Below are 17,992 nucleotides of genomic sequence, written 5' to 3'. Positions count from 1 at the left end.
GGGGAGAATCGGGGTGTGGAGAGGGCACCGAGAGACCGGGACAGTGAAGGGCGCGCCCGGAGCGCGCGGCCCAGGGACGGGCTGGGGCGGCCGTTGCCGTACGGGCGGGCGGGTGTGGCTCGGCAGGCCGAGGGGGTGGTGCGGTCGCCCGGGGAGACCCTGGAGGAGGCGCAGCGGCTGCTCGACGCGGGGAAGCCGTTTCACGCGCACGAGGTGTTCGAGGACGCGTGGAAGACCCGGCCGGAGCCCGAGCGGGATCTGTGGCAGGGGCTGGCGCAGCTCGCCGTGGGGTTGACGCACGCGGCGCGCGGGAACGCGCCGGGCGGGGCCCGGCTGCTGGAGCGGGGGGCCGATCGGATCGCGGGGTACGGGGATCCGTACGACGTGGACGTCTCGGGGCTCGCCGCCTGGGCCCGGGATCTGGCGGAGCGGCTGGTGAGCGGGGGCGGGCCGGTGGACGCGCGGGTCGAGGCTCCCCGGCTAACCCTCACATAGCAGGACCTCCAGGCGGCGCGGGCCGTGTACCCCCTCGACCCGGTCGAGTTCGATGTCGCTGGTCGCGGAGGGGCCGGAGATCCAGGTCAGTGGGCGGGTGAGGGTCAGCCGGGGCAGGGCTTCGGGGACGGAGGCCGCCAGTTGCGCGGGGGCCCGTACGACGCAGAGATGGAGATCGGGTACGAGGGTGAGGGCGCGGCGGCCCTGGGCGGGGCCGCCGTCGAGGACGATCGTCCCGGTCTCGGCGACGGCGAGGGCGCAGCCGGTGATCACCGCGTCCGCCCGGTCCAGGGCGGCGGGGGTCAGCGGGCCGTCGTGGGCGGGGTCGTCGTCGGTGAGGCGGGTCGCGTCGGTGGCGGTGAGCCAGTGCGCGGGGAGGCCGGGGGGTACGACGACGCTCCGGGCGTGGTGGGCGGCGAGGACCCGGGCGACCAGGGCGGGCAGCTCCGCGTGGGTGGTGCGGTGGACGGTCGCCCGATACTCCGTCAGGCGGCGGCTCAGCAGGTCCGTCAGTGCTGAGGGGGCGTCGGCGGTGTGGCGTACGGCGTAGTCGCGGCGGATCTCCGGGGGCTCGGGCGCCCCTTCCAGCGCCGACCGGATCCGGGCCAGGATCCGGTCCCGGGACGGGGCCGACGGGTCGGACTCTGCCACGGCGGGGCGAGCGGTGGCGGGTTCGGTGGGTACGGCGGCGGTCCGTTCGTCGTCGGCCGCCCGAGGCGGAGCGGAGTTCTCGCGGTGCTCCCGCCACCAGGCGCGGAACGACCGCTCGGGGAGCCGCGGCAGCGCGCGGCCGTCGGTCCACGGCGACAGGCCCGGCGGCCGGGCCGGGTGCAGGGAGCGGGTCGCGCCGAGGAGGCGTTCCACGGCCGCGAGTACCGCCGGATGGGCCAGGACCAGTCCCGCCGCCCGGAACGCGGCGCGTTCCCGTCGCGGGCCCCGACGGCCCCGACCGCCCCGGCCCTTACCCTCGGGGTCCTCGGCGATCCGGGTCCGGAGCCGTACCAGGACCTCGGGGATGTCGATGGCGACCGGGCACACGTCGTAGCAGGCGCCGCAGAGTGTGGAGGCGTACGGCAGGCTCGCGTCGACCGGGTCCGCAGTGCCCCGCAGCTGGGGGCCGAGGATCGCGCCGATGGGGCCGGGGTAGACGGAGCCGTAGGCATGGCCGCCCGCGCGTTCGTACACCGGGCAGACGTTGAGACAGGCCGAGCAGCGGATACAGCGCAGCGCCTGGCGGCCGACGGGGTCGGCGAGGACGCCGGTCCGGCCGTTGTCGACGAGGACGAGATGGAAGGCGCTGGGGCCGTCGCCGTCGGTGGTGCCGGTCCACATCGAGGTGTACGGATTCATCCGCTCGGCGGTCGAGGAGCGCGGCAGGGTCTGGAGGAAGATCTCCAGATCGCGCCGGGTGGGGACGGTCTTCTCGACTCCGGCGACGGTGATCAGGGTCTCGGGGAGCGTCAGGCACATCCGGCCGTTGCCCTCGGACTCCACGACGACGACCGTTCCCGTCTCGGCGACCAGGAAGTTGGCGCCCGAGACGCCGACCTTGGCCCGGAGGAACTTCTCCCGGAGATGGAGCCGGGCGGCTTCGGCGAGGTCGGCGGGTTCGTCGGTGAGGCCGTCGGGCGCGGCCCGGCCCCGGCGGCCCATCTCGCGGGCGAAGATCTCCCGGATCTCGGCCCGGTTGCGGTGGATGGCGGGGACGAGGATATGGGAGGGGCGGTCGTCGCCGAGCTGGACGATGAGTTCGGCGAGATCGGTCTCATGGGCGGTGATCCCCTCGGCGGCGAGCGCCTCGTTGAGCCCGATCTCCTGGGTGGCCATGGACTTGACCTTGACGACCTCGGTCTCGCCGGTGGCCTTGACCAGGTCGGCGACGATCCGGTTGGCCTCGGTGGCGTCGGCGGCCCAGTGCACGGTGCCTCCGGCGGCGGTGACCGTACGTTCCAACTCTTCGAGATACTGGTCGAGTCGGTGGAGGGCTTGGTCCTTCACCCGCTTGCCCGCCTCGCGGAGTTCGGCCCAGTCGGCGAGTTCGGCGACGGCACGGGCGCGCCGCTCCCGGATGGTCCGGGTCGCTCGGCGCAGATTGGCCCGGAGCACCGGGTCGCGGACCGCCTCGGCCGCCGCCTCGGGGAAAGGCGGGAAGGCGGGCATCCCGAGGTCGGTACGGCGGCTCACCGCACCGGCTCCGGGAAGCGGTAGGGGTCGTCCTCGGTGGCGGCCAGGATCTCGGCGATGTGTACCGGCCGGGGCGGTGCCGGTGGTGGTCCGGCCCGGTCCTCTGTCCCGGGGGCGGTGCGACGGGCGATGCCGTCGAGATGGACGAGGCAGGAGTTGTCGGCGCCGCAGAGCACGGCGGCGCCGGTGGCCGTGGCGGCGTCGAGCTTGTCGCGGCCCATGGCGACGGAGACCGCCGGGTTCTTCACGGCGAAGGTGCCGCCGAAGCCGCAGCACTCCTCGGCGCCCGGGAGTTCCCGCAGTTCGATTCCGGCGACGGCGGCGAGCAGCCGGAGCGGCCGGTCCCCGAGCCGCAGCAGCCGCAGTCCGTGGCAGGAGGGGTGGTAGGTGACGGTGTGCGGGAAGTGGGCGCCGACGTCGGTCACACCGAGGACGTCCACCAGGAACTCGGTGAGTTCGTACGTCCGGCCGGGCAGCCCGTTCTCCCCGAACCGGGGGTAGTGCTCGCGGACCATGGCGGCGCACGATCCCGAGGGTGTGACGACATGGGTGTACGGGGCGAAGGCCCGCACGGTCCGGCGGACCAGCGGCTCGGCCGCCCGCCGGTGTCCGGCGTTGTACTGCGGCTGCCCGCAGCAGGTCTGCGCGAGCGGGAAGTCCACATCGACGCCGAGCCGCTCCAGGAGTCGTACGGTGGCGATCCCGGTGGCCGGGTGGAGCGCGTCGTTGACACAGGTGACGAAGAGGGCGACGCGCATGGTCGGAGGATAGGTCCCGGGGCGGGTCCGCCGGTAGACGCCACGACGACGGCCGGGGCGGTGACGGCAGGGCCCGGGGCCGGGGCCGTACGGGCCGGGCCGGTCCGGGCGCGTCGTAGCCGTCCGGCACGCGCGGGAACGGCGGTACGCGCCGACCGCTTCGGGCCGGGCGCCTCACCGGTCCCGGGGACGTACGGATCCGGCCGTACGGCACCGGACCCGTACGGACGCGCCCCAGGACCGTACGCGCCGCACCGGCTCCGTCAGCTCCGGCGGCCCTTCGGCGGCTCCCCCGCGGCGAGGCGTGCGACGAATGTGGCGATCCGGCGCTCCCGGGTCTCCGGCCTGCGGACCAGCATGAGGTCGTGCAGGACGCCGTAGGAGTCGGCCCGGCTCAGGGCCTCGAAGGCCGCGGCTGCCGCGGGGTCGGCGTCGAGGGCCGCCCGCAGGTCGTCCGGGACCCGGGCAGTGCTCGGCGGATCGTAGGCGGCGGCCCAGCGGCCGTCGGCGCGGGCGCGTTCGATCTCGGCGAGTCCGGCGGGCAGCATCCGGCCCTCGCGGACGAGTTCCTCCGCCCGGGTCCGGTTCACCTTCGACCAGGGGCTGCGGCGCCGCCGGGGCGTGTGGCGCAGCGACCACCAGCCGTCGGGAGTGCCCTTCGACTCGGCCCGGCCGTCGATCCAGCCGTGGCAGAGGACGATGTCGAGCACCTCGGCCCGGGTGACGGAGACCGCGTCCGTGCCCTTCTTGGGCAGGGCGACCCAGATCTCGGTCGCCGTTTCGTGATGCTCCGTCAGCCAGCGGTCGAAGTCCTCGGCGGTGGCGAAAACCCGCGCCTGCCCCATCTCCATAGGTGGTCCATCCCTCGTCGTCACATCGTGATCATGTCGTCGCGGTCGCGGGGCCGGGCCCGGGGGCCGTACCTGAGCCGTACCGGACCGCGATGGTACGGCCGTACGGCCCCCGGGCCCGGTCATCAGGCGGCCGTACGCAGCGGCCGGTAGAAGGCGCGGATGTCGTCGGCGAGCAGGCCGGGCTCCTCCAGAGAGAGGAAGTGGCCGCCGCGGTCGAGTTCCGTCCAGCGGACTATGCGGTGGTCCCGTTCCGCCCAGGGCCGGACGGTGACGTCGAGGGCGGAGAGGAGGACTCCGGTCGGTACGGTGCCGCGCGCTCCCCAGCCACCGGATGCGGACTCGGGCTCGGACCCGGAGTCGGAACCGCCACCGTCTCCGGTACCCCATTCCCCGGTGTCTCCGGCGCCCCATTCGCCACCGTCACCGTCACCGTCACCGTCGCCACCGTCACCGTCACCGTCGCCGTCGTCGCCCGCGCCCCAGGAGGCGGCGGAGATCTCCTCGTAATAGATCTGCGCGGCGGACGCCGCCGTCCCGGTGAACCAGTAGAGGGAGACCTCCGTCAGGATCCGGTCGCGGTCGACGCTCTCCTCCGGGAGTCCCGCCTCCGGGTAGGTCAGCTCCTTGAACTTCTCCACGATCCAGGCGAGCTGCCCGACCGGCGAGTCGGTGAGTCCGTACGCCACGGTCTGCGGGCGCTTGGCATTGCACTGGAGGTAGCCGTCGTTGAAGTCCTGCATGGACCGCCAGCGCCGCCGGTCGTCCTCGGAGAGACCGTCGAACTCGCCGTCGGCCCCGGTGGGAAAGGTGATCATGCCGTTGAGGTGGACGCCGATCACCCGCTCCGGGACGTGCCGGGCGACGGCGGGGGCGACCCAGGAGCCGGTGTCGTAGCCGTGGACGCCGTACCGCTCGTAGCCGAGCCGGGCCATCAGCGCGGCCATGGTCGAGGCCATCGCCTCGGCGTTGGTCCCGGGTCCGGCCAGCGGGGTGGAGAAGCCGAAGCCGGGCAGCGACGGGACGACGAGATGGAAGGCATCGGCGGCGTCGCCGCCGTGCCGGGGCGGGTCGGTCAGCGGTCCGGCCAGATCGAGGAAGTCGGCGAACGTTCCCGGCCAGCCGTGCAGCAGGAGCAGCGGGGTCGCGTCGGGGTGCTCGGAGCGGATGTGCAGGAAGTGGACGGTCTGGCCGTCGATCTCGGTCCGGAAGTGGGGGTACCGGTTCAGTTCGGCCTCCCGCGCCCGCCAGTCGTACCCCGTACGCCAGTAGTCGGCCAGTTCCCGCAGATAGCCGACGGGTACGCCCCGGCTCCAGCCGACCCCGGGCAGCTCGGCGGGCCAGTGCGCGGCGGCGAGCCGGGTGTGCAGATCGTCGAGTCGGTGCTGCGGGATCTCCACCCGGAACGGGTGTACCTGGTGTGCGTCGGCGGATGCGCCGGTGGTGCCGGTGGCTGTGCTGTTCATGAGGACGACGGTAGGGACCCTTGCGGTCAGTCAGTGTCCTCAATGGGCCGCGAAACGCCGGGCCGGGGTCTTCGGCCGCCGATCGGTCCCGGCGGTCAGTCCCGCCGGTCAGTCCCGGCGTCCGGTCACCGCGACCCCCACGCCGAGCCCGATCATGGTGAGTCCGCCGACCCCGCCGACCAGGGAGAGCCGCCGGGGCGAGCGGGCGAACCAGCTCCGGGCCCCGGCCGCGAGCAGTCCCCACAGCATGTCGAAGGTGACGGCGATGACGCTGAACACCAGGCCGAGTACGAGCATCTGGACGACGACCCCGCCTTGGCCGCGGTCGACGAACTGGGGCAGTACGGCCGCGAAGAAGACCATCGTCTTGGGGTTGGAGACCCCGACCAGCAGCCCTTCCCGGAAGGTGCGGCGGCTGTCGGTCCGCTCCTCGGCACCGCCGGAGAACGCGGCGCCCAGCGCGCCCCGCCCGCGCCACGCCTTCACCCCGAGATAGACGAGATATCCGGCGCCCGCCAGCTTGAGCAGGGTGAAGACCAGAACGGAGCGCTCCACGACGGAGCCGATACCGAAGGCGACGGCCACGATCAGCAGATAGCCGCCCACGGTGTTCCCGACGACCGTGGTCAGGGCGGCCCGGCGGCCCTGGGCGAGCGCCCGGCCGACGACGAACAGCACACTCGGTCCCGGAATCACGATCAGGACGAACGACAGGGCGGCGAAGGCCGTCAGACGGTCGGTGGACACCATGGGGGCCATGCTGCCCGGGGCCGGACCCGGCGGGCCAATGGATTTCCCGCGTGATGGGGCACGGGAGGCCGGACACCCGGCCGTCCCGGGCGGCGGTCGCCGCCGTCGGTACGGGCACGCTGACGCCGTCGGTGACCCCGCTCGCCCCGAACCACAGTCCGGCGGACCGTCGGGGCTATGCCGACAGCGCGCTCCAGACCACTCAGAACCCGGGCCGGATCAGCGTGATGGGGCCGGCGGCGCTGACGGTTCAGGCCGCCGGGCGCTCCTCCGCTCCGCCGGTCTCCGGCTCCCCCGCCCCGTCGCCGGTGCTGTCGCCCTCGGGGCCGGGCTTCAGGGTGAGTGTCAGCTCGCCGTCGGCGGTGTCGGCGAGCACGGTGTCACCGGGGTCGAGCGTGCCGTCGAGCAGCATGGTCGACAGCCGGTTGTCCAGTTCGGACTGGAGGGTCCGGCGCAGCGGTCGGGCGCCGAACTCCGGCTGGTAGCCCCGGTTCGCCAGGAGTTCCTTGGCCTCGTCGGTGACCTCCAGCGACACGTGCTGGGCGTGGAGCCGGCGGCGGCTGCGGTCCAGCAGCAGATCGACGATCCGGACGAGGTCGGTCCGGGTGAGGGCGTGGAAGACGATGATCTCGTCCACCCGGTTGAGGAACTCGGGCCGGAAGTGCCGCTTCAGATCGGCCATCAGCTCGTCCCTGATCTCGGCCACCTCGCCGTGGTGTTCGAGGATGCGCTGGGAGCCGATATTGCTGGTCATGATGACGACCGTATGCCGGAAGTCGACCGTACGGCCCTGGGCGTCGGTGAGCCGTCCGTCGTCCAGGACCTGGAGCAGCAGATGGAAGACGTCGGGATGGGCCTTCTCCACCTCGTCGAAGAGGACGACGCTGTACGGTTTGCGGCGCACCGCCTCGGTGAGCTGGCCGGCCTCCTCGTAGCCGACGTAGCCGGGCGGTGAGCCGACCAGCCGGGAGACGGTGTGCCGCTCCTGGAACTCGCTCATGTCGAAGCGGATCATACGGTCCTGGTCGCCGAAGAGCAGTTCGGCGAGGGCCTTCGCCAGTTCGGTCTTGCCGACGCCGGTGGGGCCGAGGAAGAGGAAGCTGCCGGTGGGCCGGTCGGGGTCGCCCATTCCGGCCCGGCCCCGGCGGACGGCGAGGGCGACGGCGGTGACGGCCTCCTCCTGGCCGACGACGCGTTCGTGGAGGGCGTCCTCCAGTTTGAGGAGCCGTTCGCGTTCGGTCTCGGTGAGCTGCGATACCGGGATGCCGGTACGGGCCGAGAGCACCTCGGCGATGTCGTCGGCGGTGACCCCGGCCGCCTCCTCGCGTTCCTCCCCCGCCTCGGCCAGCTCCTTCTCGGCCTGCCGGATGCTCTCCTTGAGGGCTCCGGCGCGTTCGTAGTCCTCGGCTCCGACCGCCTCGTCCTTCTCCCGGCGCAGCTCGGTCAGCCGCTGCTCCGGACCGTTCGACGGGGAGGGGCCGCCCAGATTGCGCAGTCCGACCCTGGCCCCGGCCTGGTCCATCAGGTCGATGGCCTTGTCGGGCAGGAACCGGTCGGTGAGATAGCGGTCCGAGAGCGCGGCGGCGGCGTCGAGCGCCTCGTCGGTGAAGCGCACCTGGTGATGGGCCTCGTAGGCGTCGCGCAGTCCGCGCAGGATCTCCACGGTCTCGTCGACGGTCGGCTCGGGGACCATCACGGGCTGGAAGCGGCGTTCCAGCGCGGCGTCCTTCTCGATGTGTTTGCGGTACTCGTCGATGGTGGTGGCGCCGACGACGCTGAGATCGCCGCGGGCGAGTGCGGGTTTGAGGATGTTCCCGGCGTCCATGGCACCCTCACCCCCGCCGCCCGCGCCGACGACCGTGTGGAGTTCGTCGATGAAGAGCACGACGCTCTTGTCGGCGGCGGTGACCTCGTCGATGACCTTCTTGAGCCGTTCCTCGAACTCGCCCCGGTACTTGGATCCGGCGACGAGCCCCGGCAGGTCGAGGGAGACCACCCGGCGGTCGCGGAGCGACTTGGGGACCTCTTCGGCGACGATCCGCTGGGCGAGGCCCTCCACGATCGCGGTCTTGCCGACCCCGGGATCGCCGATCAGGACCGGGTTGTTCTTGGTCCGGCGGGAGAGGACCTCGACGGTCTGCTCGATCTCGGCGGCCCGGCCGACGACCGGATCGAGCCGGCCGCCCCGGGCCTCCTCGGTGAGATCGCGCCCGTACTGGTCGAGGGTGGGGGTGTCACCGCCGCCGCCCCGGGGCCCGGCGTTCCCGCCCGGCCCGGCGGGCTGTACGGCCCCGGGCGCCACGCCCTCGGAGCGGAGCGCGGCGGCGAGTCCGGAGCGGGGGTCGTCGGCGAGGGCGGCGAGGATGTGTTCGGGGCCGATGTAGGAGGCGCCCGCGGCCCGGGAGCGGGTGTGCGCGGCGAGCAGGGCGCGTTTGGCGGCCGGGGTGAGACCGGGTTCGGCGCCGCCGGTTCCGGTGGGCAGCGCACGGGCGACGTCCTCGGCGAGCCGGTCGGGGTCGGCTCCCGCGTGCTCCAGGATCCGGCGTCCGGCGGGGACCCGGGTGGCGGCCCACAGCAGCTGCGGGGTGTCGAGGTCGGCGCCGTCCTCGGCGGCCCGGGCGCCCGCCGCGTTGAGGACTTCCCGCGCCGATTCGCTGAGCAGCCGCCCGATGGGGACCCGCTGCACGGCGGGCGGGGAGGCCGCCGGGCTCATGCCGAAGAACCGGTTGAACAGATCGGAGAACGGGTCTCCGGATCCGAAGGGTGAGGTCGTCACGGCGATCATCCCTCCGCCGGGCGTCACCGGTCCGGACCTCGGCCCGCCGGGTGCCCGCCGCATCGATTTGCCCGTACCGGCACCATTGTTCCGCGATGCCCGTGGTCCGGCGACCGGAGCCGGGCCGGGGAAGGCCGGGGCGCGGACGGTCGCGCTCCCATCGGGCCGCACCGGCGGGACCTCCGCCTCCGAGGAGGGCGGCCCCGGTGACATGGGAAGCGTCGTCCGAGGTGCCCATCCGTCCGCGCGGTACCCGGGGGGCGCCGGATCAGTCGCCCGTCGGCGGAAGCGGCTCCCGGAGGCGTACGGCCATCAGCGCGACGTCGTCGCCGCCGTCCGGCGGAAACCGCTCCAGCAGTTGGGCGCAGGTGGATTCGGGATCATCGGGGACGGTGGCGGCCTCGGCGAGCAGGGTGGCGAGGGACTGCTCGATGTCCTCGTGGCGGCGTTCGATCAGTCCGTCGGTGACGAGGAGTACCGAGGTCCCCGGGGGTGCCTCGACCGTGACGGGGTCGGGGTGCGGCAGGGCCAGGCCGAGCAGGGGGCCGTGTTCGCGGACGTACCGGGCGGGGATTCCCGGGCCGCGGAGCAGTGGGGGCAGATGTCCGGCGTTGGCGATCCGGATCCGGTTGTTCCGGTGTTCGATCAGGACCAGGCAGAGGGTGGCCGTGGCGCCGGGACAGACCGTGGCCAGCAGATGGTCGAGCCGGGTGAGGATGGCCTGGGGCGGGTGGCCCTCGGTGGCGTAGGCGCGCAGGGCGTGGCGGAGCTGGCCCATGACCATGGCCGCGTCCAGGGAGTGGCCCGCGACGTCGCCGACGGCGATCAGCAGGCCGTCGGCGGTGCTGAGCGCCTCGTAGAAGTCGCCGCCGATCTCGGCGTACTCGCTGGCGGGGAGGTAGCGGACGGCGAGGTCGGTCCGTTCGGTGGCGGGCAGCGAGTCGGGCAGGAAGCTGCGCTGGAGCGCGAGGGCGAGTTCGTGTTCCTCGTGGTAGGCGCGGAGGGCTTCCAGCGCGAGGGCGCAGGTGTGGACGAGCTGGGTGAGGAGTTCCTCGTCGTCGGGGCCCGCGACGGCCGTCTCGGGGACCACGATCCGCACGGGCGGGCGGACAGGTTTGGCGGTGGCGACGGCGACCCGGTAGGCGCCCGCGGTGCGGTCCTCGATCGGGTAGGGCCAGTCGGCGGCCGGAACGGTACGGAGGGTGACACGGCCGGCGGCCGGCGGATGGGCGGGCAGGTCGACGGCGGACAGTACGGGGCGGAACCCGGCCCGGTCGGGGTGCCGGGCGTCGGCATGGGCGACGAGGGTCTCCCCGTGGGGTGAGGTGAGCAGTACGACGGCCCCGGTCTCCAGGATCTCGGCGGCGCCGCGGGCGGCTTCGGTGGCGAGCGCGGCGGCCTGGCGGGCGGCGTAGAGGGTGAGGGTGGCGCTGTAGAGGCGGTGGAGGCGCTGGGCGAGGCGTTCGGCGCGTCGGCGGGCGCGGGCGTAGCGGACGTTGGCGGTGACGGTGGCGAGGAGTTCGGCGGGGGCGATCGGTTCGGTGAGATAGGCGTCGGCGCCGCGGTTGAGGCCCTGGGTGCGGTCGGCGACGGAGATCGCGGAGGCGGAGATGTGGATCACGGGCAGGAAGGCCGTCGCGGGGTTGTTCTTGATCGCCTCGCAGACGTCGAAGCCGGTCATGTCGGGGAGGCGGACGTCGATGACGGCGGCGTCGGGCAGGGGGTCGGCGGTCGCGAGGAGCGCGAGGGCGCCGGCGCCGTCCTGGGCCTCGGTGACCCGGTGGCCGGAGCGGCGGAGGGTGGTGGAGATGACGTACCGGTTGGTGGGGTTGTCGTCGACGACGAGGATCAGCCCGGGGGCGCTGTCGGCCTTCGATTGGTGTGGCATGGAGGGACCGTTCGAGTCTGGGCTATCGCGGATCGCCGTCGGGCAGTTCGGGGTGGGCGCGCGCGGTGAGGGCGGACGCGAGGCGGGCGGCGCTGAGGTGGGTCTTCGACAGGATGCCGCGGGCGCGGGTGAGCCGAGTGCGGTCGACGGTGTCGTGATCGGCCGAGGTGAGGACGACGACGGGGATGTCCGCGGTCCGTGGGTCGGTGGTGAGGATGTGCAGGAGTTGGTAGCCGTCGGGGGCGGGCATCATCAGATCGAGGAGGACCGCGTCGGGGCGGGTGGCGCGGATCGTCTCGGCGGCGTCGGCGCTGCGGGTGATCTCGGTGACGGTACGGGCCAGCCGGTGCAGCGCGGGGCGGAGTGTGGCGAGGAACGCCGGGTCGTCGTCGACGATGACGACCCGGTCCAACAGGGGTGTGCCGGGTTCGGGCCCGGGATGGGTGTCGCCGGTCGCCGGCCCGGAGGGGATCTCGACGACGACGGTGGTGCCCTGGTCGGGGGTGCTGGTGAGGGTGAGCCGGCCGCCGAGGAGTTCGGTGAGGCGGCGGGCGTAGGGCAGGCCGAGGCCGGTTCCGGGGCGGCCGCGCTGGTGCGGGCCCCGGACCTGGTAGAACTCCTCGAAGATACGATCCTGCTGGTCCTCCGGGATACCGACGCCGGTGTCACGGACGGTGAAGCGGTGCCAGGGGGTGCCGCCCCGGTCTTCGCGGGTGACGGTGAGGGCGACCTCGCCGTGGTCGGTGAACTTCAGTCCGTTCGAGAGGATGTTGCGCAGGATCCGGGTCAGCATGACTTCGTCGGTGACCAGCGGCGGTCCGGGTTCGGGCGCGGGGTCGGGGATGTCCAGGCGTACGCCGTCGTCGGCGGTGCCGCGCAGGGTTCCGCGGAGTTGGTGGAGCAGGGTACGGGTGTCGGTCTCGACGAGGTGGGGTTCGAGGCGTCCGGATTCGGCCTTGGCGACGTCGAGGAGTTCCTCGACCAGGGCGAGCAGGGTATTGCCGGAGGCGGCGATCATCGACGTCTGCTGCCGCTGTTCGGGGGTGAGCCGGTCGGCGGCGGGGTCGAGGAGCAACCGGGCGAGGGAGATGACGGAGTTCACGGGGGAACGCAGCTCATGGCTGACATTGGCCCAGAAGCGGGTCTTGGCCTCGCTGGCGAGCCGGAGCTGGCGGCTCTTGTCCTCCAGTTCGGCGTAGAGGGCCACGACGCCGCTGTTGGTCTCCTCCAGTTCCCGGGCGAGTTCGGAGTAGAGGGCGACCACGCCGCTGTTGGTCTCCTCCAGTTCCGCGTTGAGGCGCTGCAGCTCCTCCTGCTGGGCCCGTGACTCCTTGAGCGCGGCCAGCAGTTCGCGGTTCCGGCCGCGCAGGTCCTCGGTGATGTCGATGCCGTCGACGGACTTCAGGGCGGCGGCGGCCCGGGCCGCGAGGTCGGCGAGCGGCTGCGCGGCGACGGCCGGCAGTTCCAGCCCGATGGCCAGGTCGCCTCCGGTCTCCGTGCCCGCCGCGTCCTCGGTGGTGGTGTGGACTGCGTGGTCGAGGAGACGCTCGGCGGCCGTGAGGATCTCGGGACCCGGTGCCGTCGTCCCGTCCCAGTGGAAGCGGACGGTCAGCCGGGCCGGTTCCGTGGCCTCGATGGTCATATGAGCAGTCAGTTCGGGTGCTCCCAGCAGGTCCTGTCCAGCCTCGCTCACGACGGTCGTGAGCCGCACGAGTCCGGGCTCCGGCACGTCCAGGGCCCGGCACGCCGCCTGCCCGCAGCGACGCAGGACAAACACGTCCTGGGTCCTGGCCAGGCGCAGGGTGACGATCTCGTGCCGGTTCATCGGGCCGGGGCCGCGACGACGACGATGCCCGCGTCGTCGCGGCGTACCCCGGCGTGGGCCAGGATCTGTCCGGCGATGACGGCGGGCAGGCGGGCGAAGAGGCCGGGGAAGGCCGCGGGTGACCAGCGGTCGCTGAGGCCGTCGGAGTGCAGGATCAGGGCCGAACCGGGCGGCAGGGGGGCGCTGAACACCCGCGGCGGGGGCATCTGGGCGCCGACGATGCCCGGTTGCGACAGCAGCGCGCCGCGCTGGTCGGGTCCGGCGACGTAGGCACTGATGTTCCCGGCGCCGCAGAGCGTCACCTGGTGGGTGGCGAGGTCGACGGCGGCGACCGCCACGGCCGCGCCCCGGGTGCCGCGCAGATCGCGGTGCAGGTTGCGCAGGATGTCGGCGGGCGGGCGGCGGGGGCCTTCGCGGAAGGAGAGCCTGGCCCGTTCGCCGACCCGGGCGGCCAGCGGGCCGTGTCCGAGGCCGTCGCACATCATCACGGTGAGGGTTCCCGCGCCGGAGCCGGGGGCCCGGTCGACGCGTACGGCCCAGGTGTCGCCGCATACGGTTTCCCCGCTGATGGGGCGGGTGAGTCCGGACACCCGGGCCAGGGCATCGTCGGCTTCGGGGTCGGTGTCGGCGCCGCTGTCGGGGGCCCGGAAGCGGGCGAGTACGGCGGTGCCGCCGGGGACGGAGTAGATGTCGAAGGTGTCGGCGAGCCGGGCGACGGCACCGAGGCCGATACCGAGGGTGTCGGCGGACGAGGTGCCGTCGCTGAGGGCCGCGCCGATGTCGGGGATGCCGGGGCCGTGGTCCAGGCAGAGGAACTCCACGGCGGCCCGGCCGCCGAAGCTGATCACCCGCAGTGCCAGGGCGCCGTCGTCGGCGTGCCGGATCAGGTTGGTGGCGGCCTCGGTGACCGCGATCCCGATCTCGGCGATCCGGTCGGGCTCCAGATTGACGCGCCGGGCCAGCTCCGCGGCCTCGCGGCGGGCCGCGGCGGCCAGGGCCTCCCCCGCGCGCAGCCACACCACGTTCTCCGCCTCGAACAGGGTGGGAGTGGTCACCGGGCCCACTTCAGCACTCGGACGGTGGTTCCCACGCCCAATTCGGTCTCGATGTCGAACTCGTCGACGAGCCGACGGGCGCCGCTGAGGCCCAGGCCCATACCGCTGCCCGAGGTCCAGCCGTCCGTCAGGGCCAGTCCGAGGTCGGGTATCCCCGGTCCCCGGTCGCTGAACTCGGCCCATACTCCCTGGCGGCCGCCGTCCTGGACGACGGCGGCGCGGGCGGTGCCGCCGCCGCTGTAGACGAGGGCGTTCCGGCCCAGTTCGCTGGCGGCCGTGACGAGTTTGGTCTGGTTGACGAGGGAGAGCCCGCCGCGCTGGGCCAGCATCCGGACCATCTGCCGGGCCCTCACCACGTCCCCGCTGGAAGCGATCTCCACGGTGTCCGACTCGACGGCCTGGCTGCCGTAGTCCTTCATGCGCCGGCCGTCGACCGGCCGTGGAGCCGGCGGAGGTGGCCGAGCCCCCTGCTCCAGGTCGAGTGCGGTACGCACCCCGTTGAGGGACAGCCCCAGCTCGACCAGGGTGATGGCGACCGCGGGCCGCATTCCCACCACGACGGTCTCGGCGCCCAGGACCCGGGAGATACCGGCGATCGTCGCGAGCATCCGGCCGACGAACGAGTCCACGATCTCCAGTGCGGAGATGTCGATGACCACACCCCTGGCGCCGGTGGCCACGATCCGCTCGGAGAGGTCGTCCTGGAGGTCGAGGACCATCTGGTCCTCCAGATCCACCTGGATCGACACCAGGAGGATGTCGCCGATCTTCAGAACCGGCACCCGGCCGGTCACAGCAGCCCTCCGGAAGCGACGGCCGACCTGGCCTCCGTGATCCGGGGGATGTCCGCCAGGGCGTGCCGCAGCGCGTCCGCGAGCGTGGCCTTGGTGGGGATGTCACCGAACTCGATACCGAGGGCGACGATGGTCTGGGCGATCTGCGGCCGGATACCGGAGATGGTGCACTGGGCGCCCATCATGCGGGCGGCGACCACGGTCTTCAGCAGATGCTGCGCCACCTGGGTGTCCACGGCGGGCACACCGGTGATGTCGATGATGGCGTGGGTGGACCCGGAGTCGACCAGGGCTGGAGGAGCTTCTCCATCACGACCTGCGTACGGGCGGAGTCGAGGGTGCCGACCAGGGGCACGCCGACGACGCCGTCCCACAGCTTGACGACCGGGGTCGACAGTTCGAGGAGCTGCTCGGCCTGCGAGGAGATGATCTCCTCCCGGGTCCGGGCGTGCTCCTCGACCGTGAACATGCCCAGATCATCGAGCACCCGGGCGAACTGGAGATAGGCGCGGACGCCGTCCTCCGACTGGGCGAGCGCCGGCTCCAGCACCTCCTTGAGGGTGAAGACGCCGGCCGCGGTCTCCGTCGGGGTGAAGCCCTGGCGGGCCCGGTTCCGGGACAGCTCGACCAGGAGGCTGCGGACCTCGCGGAAGTGCTCACCCCGGCTGGCCAGGTCGCCGCTGCCGAGCGCCTGGAGCAGCGCGTCGTAGATCTCGTTCAGCTCACGCGAGAGTTCGGCACCGCTGAGGCGGCCGCGGAGGGTGACCCCCACGGTGTGCGCCCAGCGGTCGCTGAACTCCTCGCGCTGGGCCGTCAGCACACCGACCAGCCACTCGGATTGTCCGGCGTTCGTCATGCCCAGCCCGCCCCATCAATGGTGTTCACCCGCCCCATCAATGGTGTTCATCAGATCATTCCCAGCGTTCGGCACGACATTACTTCATGGTCATGGAGCCCATTGAGACGCGGCGGCGGTGAACCCCCGGTGTCCGGCGGCCACCGCACGGCCCGCGGCCCGCCTCGTACGCGACGGATCCGGGCCCGGTCATCCCTCGGCAGCGGCCGGTGCGGGCTCGGTGCGCTGCCAGGGGGCGGGGCCGGTACGGTCCGCCCAGGCGGCCAGCGCCCGGTGGTCGACGCAGCGGATGCCGCACTCCTCGGCGTAGTCGGTCGCGGGCCCGGTGAACTCGCCGGTGGTCACGATCGCGGCGACGTCGGCCCGGTGGACCGCGAAGCAGGTGCCGCCGAAGCGCTGGGCCTCCTGCGAGCCGACCTTGTTCACCGGTCCGTAGCGCTTGCACTGGATGACCACGCGCGACCCGTCGGGTGCCGTGGCGACGACATCGGCTCCGAGGTCCCCCGCGCCCCCGTTGACGGCCACGTCGAGGCAGCCGTCCCGCTCGCACAGGGCCGCGACGGCCCGTTCGAAGGCCAGGGGGTCCATGGAACCGAAGTCCGCGGGTCCGGGTTCCGTTTCGCCGAGTCCGGGTTCGGCCGGTACCGGAGGGGCGGGTACCGGTATCGCCTCGGTCCGGGCCGTCACCGCCGGCCGGGTACGGCGCCGGGACCGCGCGACGGTCACCGAGAAGCCGGCGACCGTGAGAGCCGCCGATGCCGCCAGGACGATACCGGCGGGGCCGTACGCTCCCGCCGCGTGGAAGAGCGACCGCAGCGCCAGACCCGCTCCGCCGAGCAGCGCCGCCGCCAGGCAGAAGGCGAGCACCGTCTGGCGCAGGCTGAACGCCGGGCGCCGTTTCCCGCCGGGGGCGGGACGCCGTTCCGTCATGCGGTCGGGCGCCCGGCTGCCGCGTCGACGCGGAAGGGAGGCGGGATCGGCGGTCACCGGCCTGCCTCCGCCGCACCGGCACGGGGGTGGTTGCCCGAACCCCGGCCGTGACCGGCGAGGGGGGTGGGCGAGAGGTCGGCGGGCGCCTCACCCGGCTCCAGCAGGGTATCGGCGGGGCCGATGATCAGCGGGTCGGCGGCACCGACCGCCTCGTGGTCCTTGGCCGGGTAGTCGCAGCGCAGCAGGAGATGCCGGATGGCCTCCAGTCGTCCCCGCCGTTTGTCGTTGTTCTTGACGACGGTCCAGGGCGCGTGCGCGGTGTCCGTGGCGCGGAACATATCCACCTTGGCGGTGGTGTAGTCGTCCCACAGGTCCAGTGACGCGAGGTCCGTCGGGGAGAGTTTCCAGCGCCGTACGGGATCGATCTTGCGAATGGCGAACCGGGTGCGCTGCTCGGCGCGCGACACGGAGAACCAGAACTTCACCAGGAGGATGCCGTCGTCGGTCAGCATCTTCTCGAAGACCGGGGCCTGGCCGAGGAACCGCCGCGACTCCCCGGGGGTGCAGAAGCCCATGACACGTTCCACTCCGGCCCGGTTGTACCAGGAGCGGTCGAAGAAGACGATCTCGCCGGGCGACGGGAGATGGGCGACGTAGCGCTGGAAGTACCACTGTCCCGTTTCGCGTTCGGTCGGCTTGTCCAGCGCCACCACCCGGGCTCCGCGCGGGTTGAGCCGTTCGGTGAACCGCTGGATGGTGCCGCCCTTGCCCGCCGCGTCGCGGCCCTCGCAGAGAACGACGATCCGCTGCCCGCCGTCCTTCGCCCACTTCTGCAGCTTCAGCAGCTCGATCTGCAGCAGCCGCTTCCGCTGTTCGTAGACCCGCCGCGCGAGTTTGCGGTCGTACGGATAGTTCTCCCGCCAGGTGGCGACGGCCTTGCCGTTCCCGTCCAGGAGAATCGGCTATTCCGGCCGGGCCTCGTCCACCCTGAGGCCGTGCAACAGGCCCTCTTCCCCGTCCGGGGCGGTCTCGTCGCGTGAAGGCGCGGACGGCTGCGGCCGGGCGGCTCTCTCATCGGTCATCCGGAACTCCTCGGGGCCGGTCGGTATCGCTGCGCACTGAGCGGCCGCTACCCCGCCCCGCGGGACATCACACCGGCTCGGTCCGGCTGCCTTCCGGCCCACCGATCAGAAGCCTGACCACGGTGTTCGTGTCCTGCCGGGGGTGTCCGGCCCGAGGGGTCGTACGCGTACGTGAACGGGGCCGTGCCCGGGTGGGAGCACCCCGGGGACGCCCGCCGTCTGGTCGGGGAGGCGGCCCGCGCCGGGTTGGTCAGGGACGAGATCGGACGGGCGGGGGGGTTG

11 protein-coding genes and 5 pseudogenes are annotated in these 17,992 nt (G+C 73.0%); 1 reads left to right on the top strand and 15 read right to left on the bottom strand.

Annotation, left to right across the window (positions count from 1 at the left end; all coding sequences use genetic code 11):
* Positions 1-15: 15 nt before the first annotated feature.
* Positions 16-495 carry a DUF309 domain-containing protein gene (locus tag AB0G74_RS07225; protein ID WP_361141600.1) on the top strand — a complete coding sequence of 160 codons (480 nt, stop codon included), beginning with the start codon at positions 16-18 and terminating at the stop codon, positions 493-495.
* On the opposite strand, the pseudogene AB0G74_RS07220 reads toward AB0G74_RS07225, so the two are convergent.
* From AB0G74_RS07220 to ppk2, 15 genes and pseudogenes are all read right to left on the bottom strand, one after another.
* Positions 481-981: pseudogene (locus tag AB0G74_RS07220) on the bottom strand (LUD domain-containing protein); the annotation flags it as partial. The gene AB0G74_RS07225 and the pseudogene AB0G74_RS07220 overlap by 15 nt on opposite strands.
* Positions 982-1,236: 255 nt before the next feature.
* Positions 1,237-2,655: pseudogene (locus AB0G74_RS07215) on the bottom strand (lactate utilization protein B); the annotation flags it as partial.
* A 20-nt stretch (positions 2,656-2,675) separates the two neighbouring features.
* Positions 2,676-3,437, bottom strand: coding sequence for a (Fe-S)-binding protein (locus AB0G74_RS07210; RefSeq protein ID WP_361141598.1), 762 nt, complete (start codon positions 3,435-3,437; stop codon positions 2,676-2,678).
* Between the two features lie 263 nt (positions 3,438-3,700).
* Positions 3,701-4,312 (bottom strand): YdeI/OmpD-associated family protein, encoded by a 612-nt coding sequence (locus tag AB0G74_RS07205; RefSeq protein ID WP_361141596.1) that lies wholly within the window; start codon positions 4,310-4,312, stop codon positions 3,701-3,703.
* Positions 4,313-4,413: 101 nt separating this feature from the next.
* On the bottom strand, positions 4,414-5,754 hold the full coding sequence (locus AB0G74_RS07200; RefSeq protein WP_361141594.1) for an epoxide hydrolase: 1,341 nt from the start codon (positions 5,752-5,754) through the stop codon (positions 4,414-4,416).
* Between the two features lie 108 nt (positions 5,755-5,862).
* Entirely contained in the window at positions 5,863-6,504 is a 642-nt protein-coding gene (locus tag AB0G74_RS07195; protein WP_361141592.1) for a LysE family translocator, read from the bottom strand.
* 250 nt (positions 6,505-6,754) lie between these two features.
* Positions 6,755-9,289, bottom strand: a complete 2,535-nt coding sequence (locus AB0G74_RS07190; protein WP_361141590.1) for an ATP-dependent Clp protease ATP-binding subunit — start codon at positions 9,287-9,289, stop codon at positions 6,755-6,757.
* Positions 9,290-9,548: 259 nt separating this feature from the next.
* The gene (locus AB0G74_RS07185) at positions 9,549-11,168 is read right to left on the bottom strand and encodes a fused response regulator/phosphatase (RefSeq protein WP_361141588.1); all 1,620 of its coding nucleotides are present in this window, start codon (positions 11,166-11,168) and stop codon (positions 9,549-9,551) included.
* 22 nt (positions 11,169-11,190) lie between these two features.
* Positions 11,191-12,993, bottom strand: coding sequence for a hybrid sensor histidine kinase/response regulator (locus tag AB0G74_RS07180; protein WP_361141586.1), 1,803 nt, complete (start codon positions 12,991-12,993; stop codon positions 11,191-11,193).
* Positions 12,990-14,048, bottom strand: a complete 1,059-nt coding sequence (locus AB0G74_RS07175) for an ATP-binding SpoIIE family protein phosphatase (RefSeq protein WP_361141584.1) — start codon at positions 14,046-14,048, stop codon at positions 12,990-12,992. The genes AB0G74_RS07180 and AB0G74_RS07175 overlap by 4 nt, the downstream gene beginning before the upstream one ends.
* On the bottom strand, positions 14,045-14,467 hold the full coding sequence (locus tag AB0G74_RS07170; protein ID WP_361141790.1) for an ATP-binding protein: 423 nt from the start codon (positions 14,465-14,467) through the stop codon (positions 14,045-14,047). Before AB0G74_RS07170 ends, AB0G74_RS07175 begins: the two co-directional genes overlap by 4 nt.
* Positions 14,468-14,512: 45 nt before the next feature.
* Positions 14,513-14,842: pseudogene (locus AB0G74_RS07165) on the bottom strand (STAS domain-containing protein); the annotation flags it as partial.
* Positions 14,839-15,698: pseudogene (locus AB0G74_RS07160) on the bottom strand (STAS domain-containing protein). The pseudogenes AB0G74_RS07160 and AB0G74_RS07165, both read right to left, overlap by 4 nt.
* Positions 15,699-15,887: 189 nt before the next feature.
* On the bottom strand, positions 15,888-16,628 hold the full coding sequence (locus tag AB0G74_RS07155; RefSeq protein ID WP_361141581.1) for a restriction endonuclease: 741 nt from the start codon (positions 16,626-16,628) through the stop codon (positions 15,888-15,890).
* A gap of 53 nt (positions 16,629-16,681) precedes the next feature.
* Positions 16,682-17,710: pseudogene (gene ppk2, locus AB0G74_RS07150) on the bottom strand (polyphosphate kinase 2).
* Between the last annotated feature and the right edge of the window lie 282 nt (positions 17,711-17,992).

The organism is Streptomyces sp. NPDC020875 (assembly GCF_040641415.1).
Classification (GTDB): Bacteria; Actinomycetota; Actinomycetes; order Streptomycetales; family Streptomycetaceae; genus Streptomyces.
Note: the sequence above shows the minus strand (reverse complement) of the source record. Positions and strands in the feature narration are given on the sequence as shown.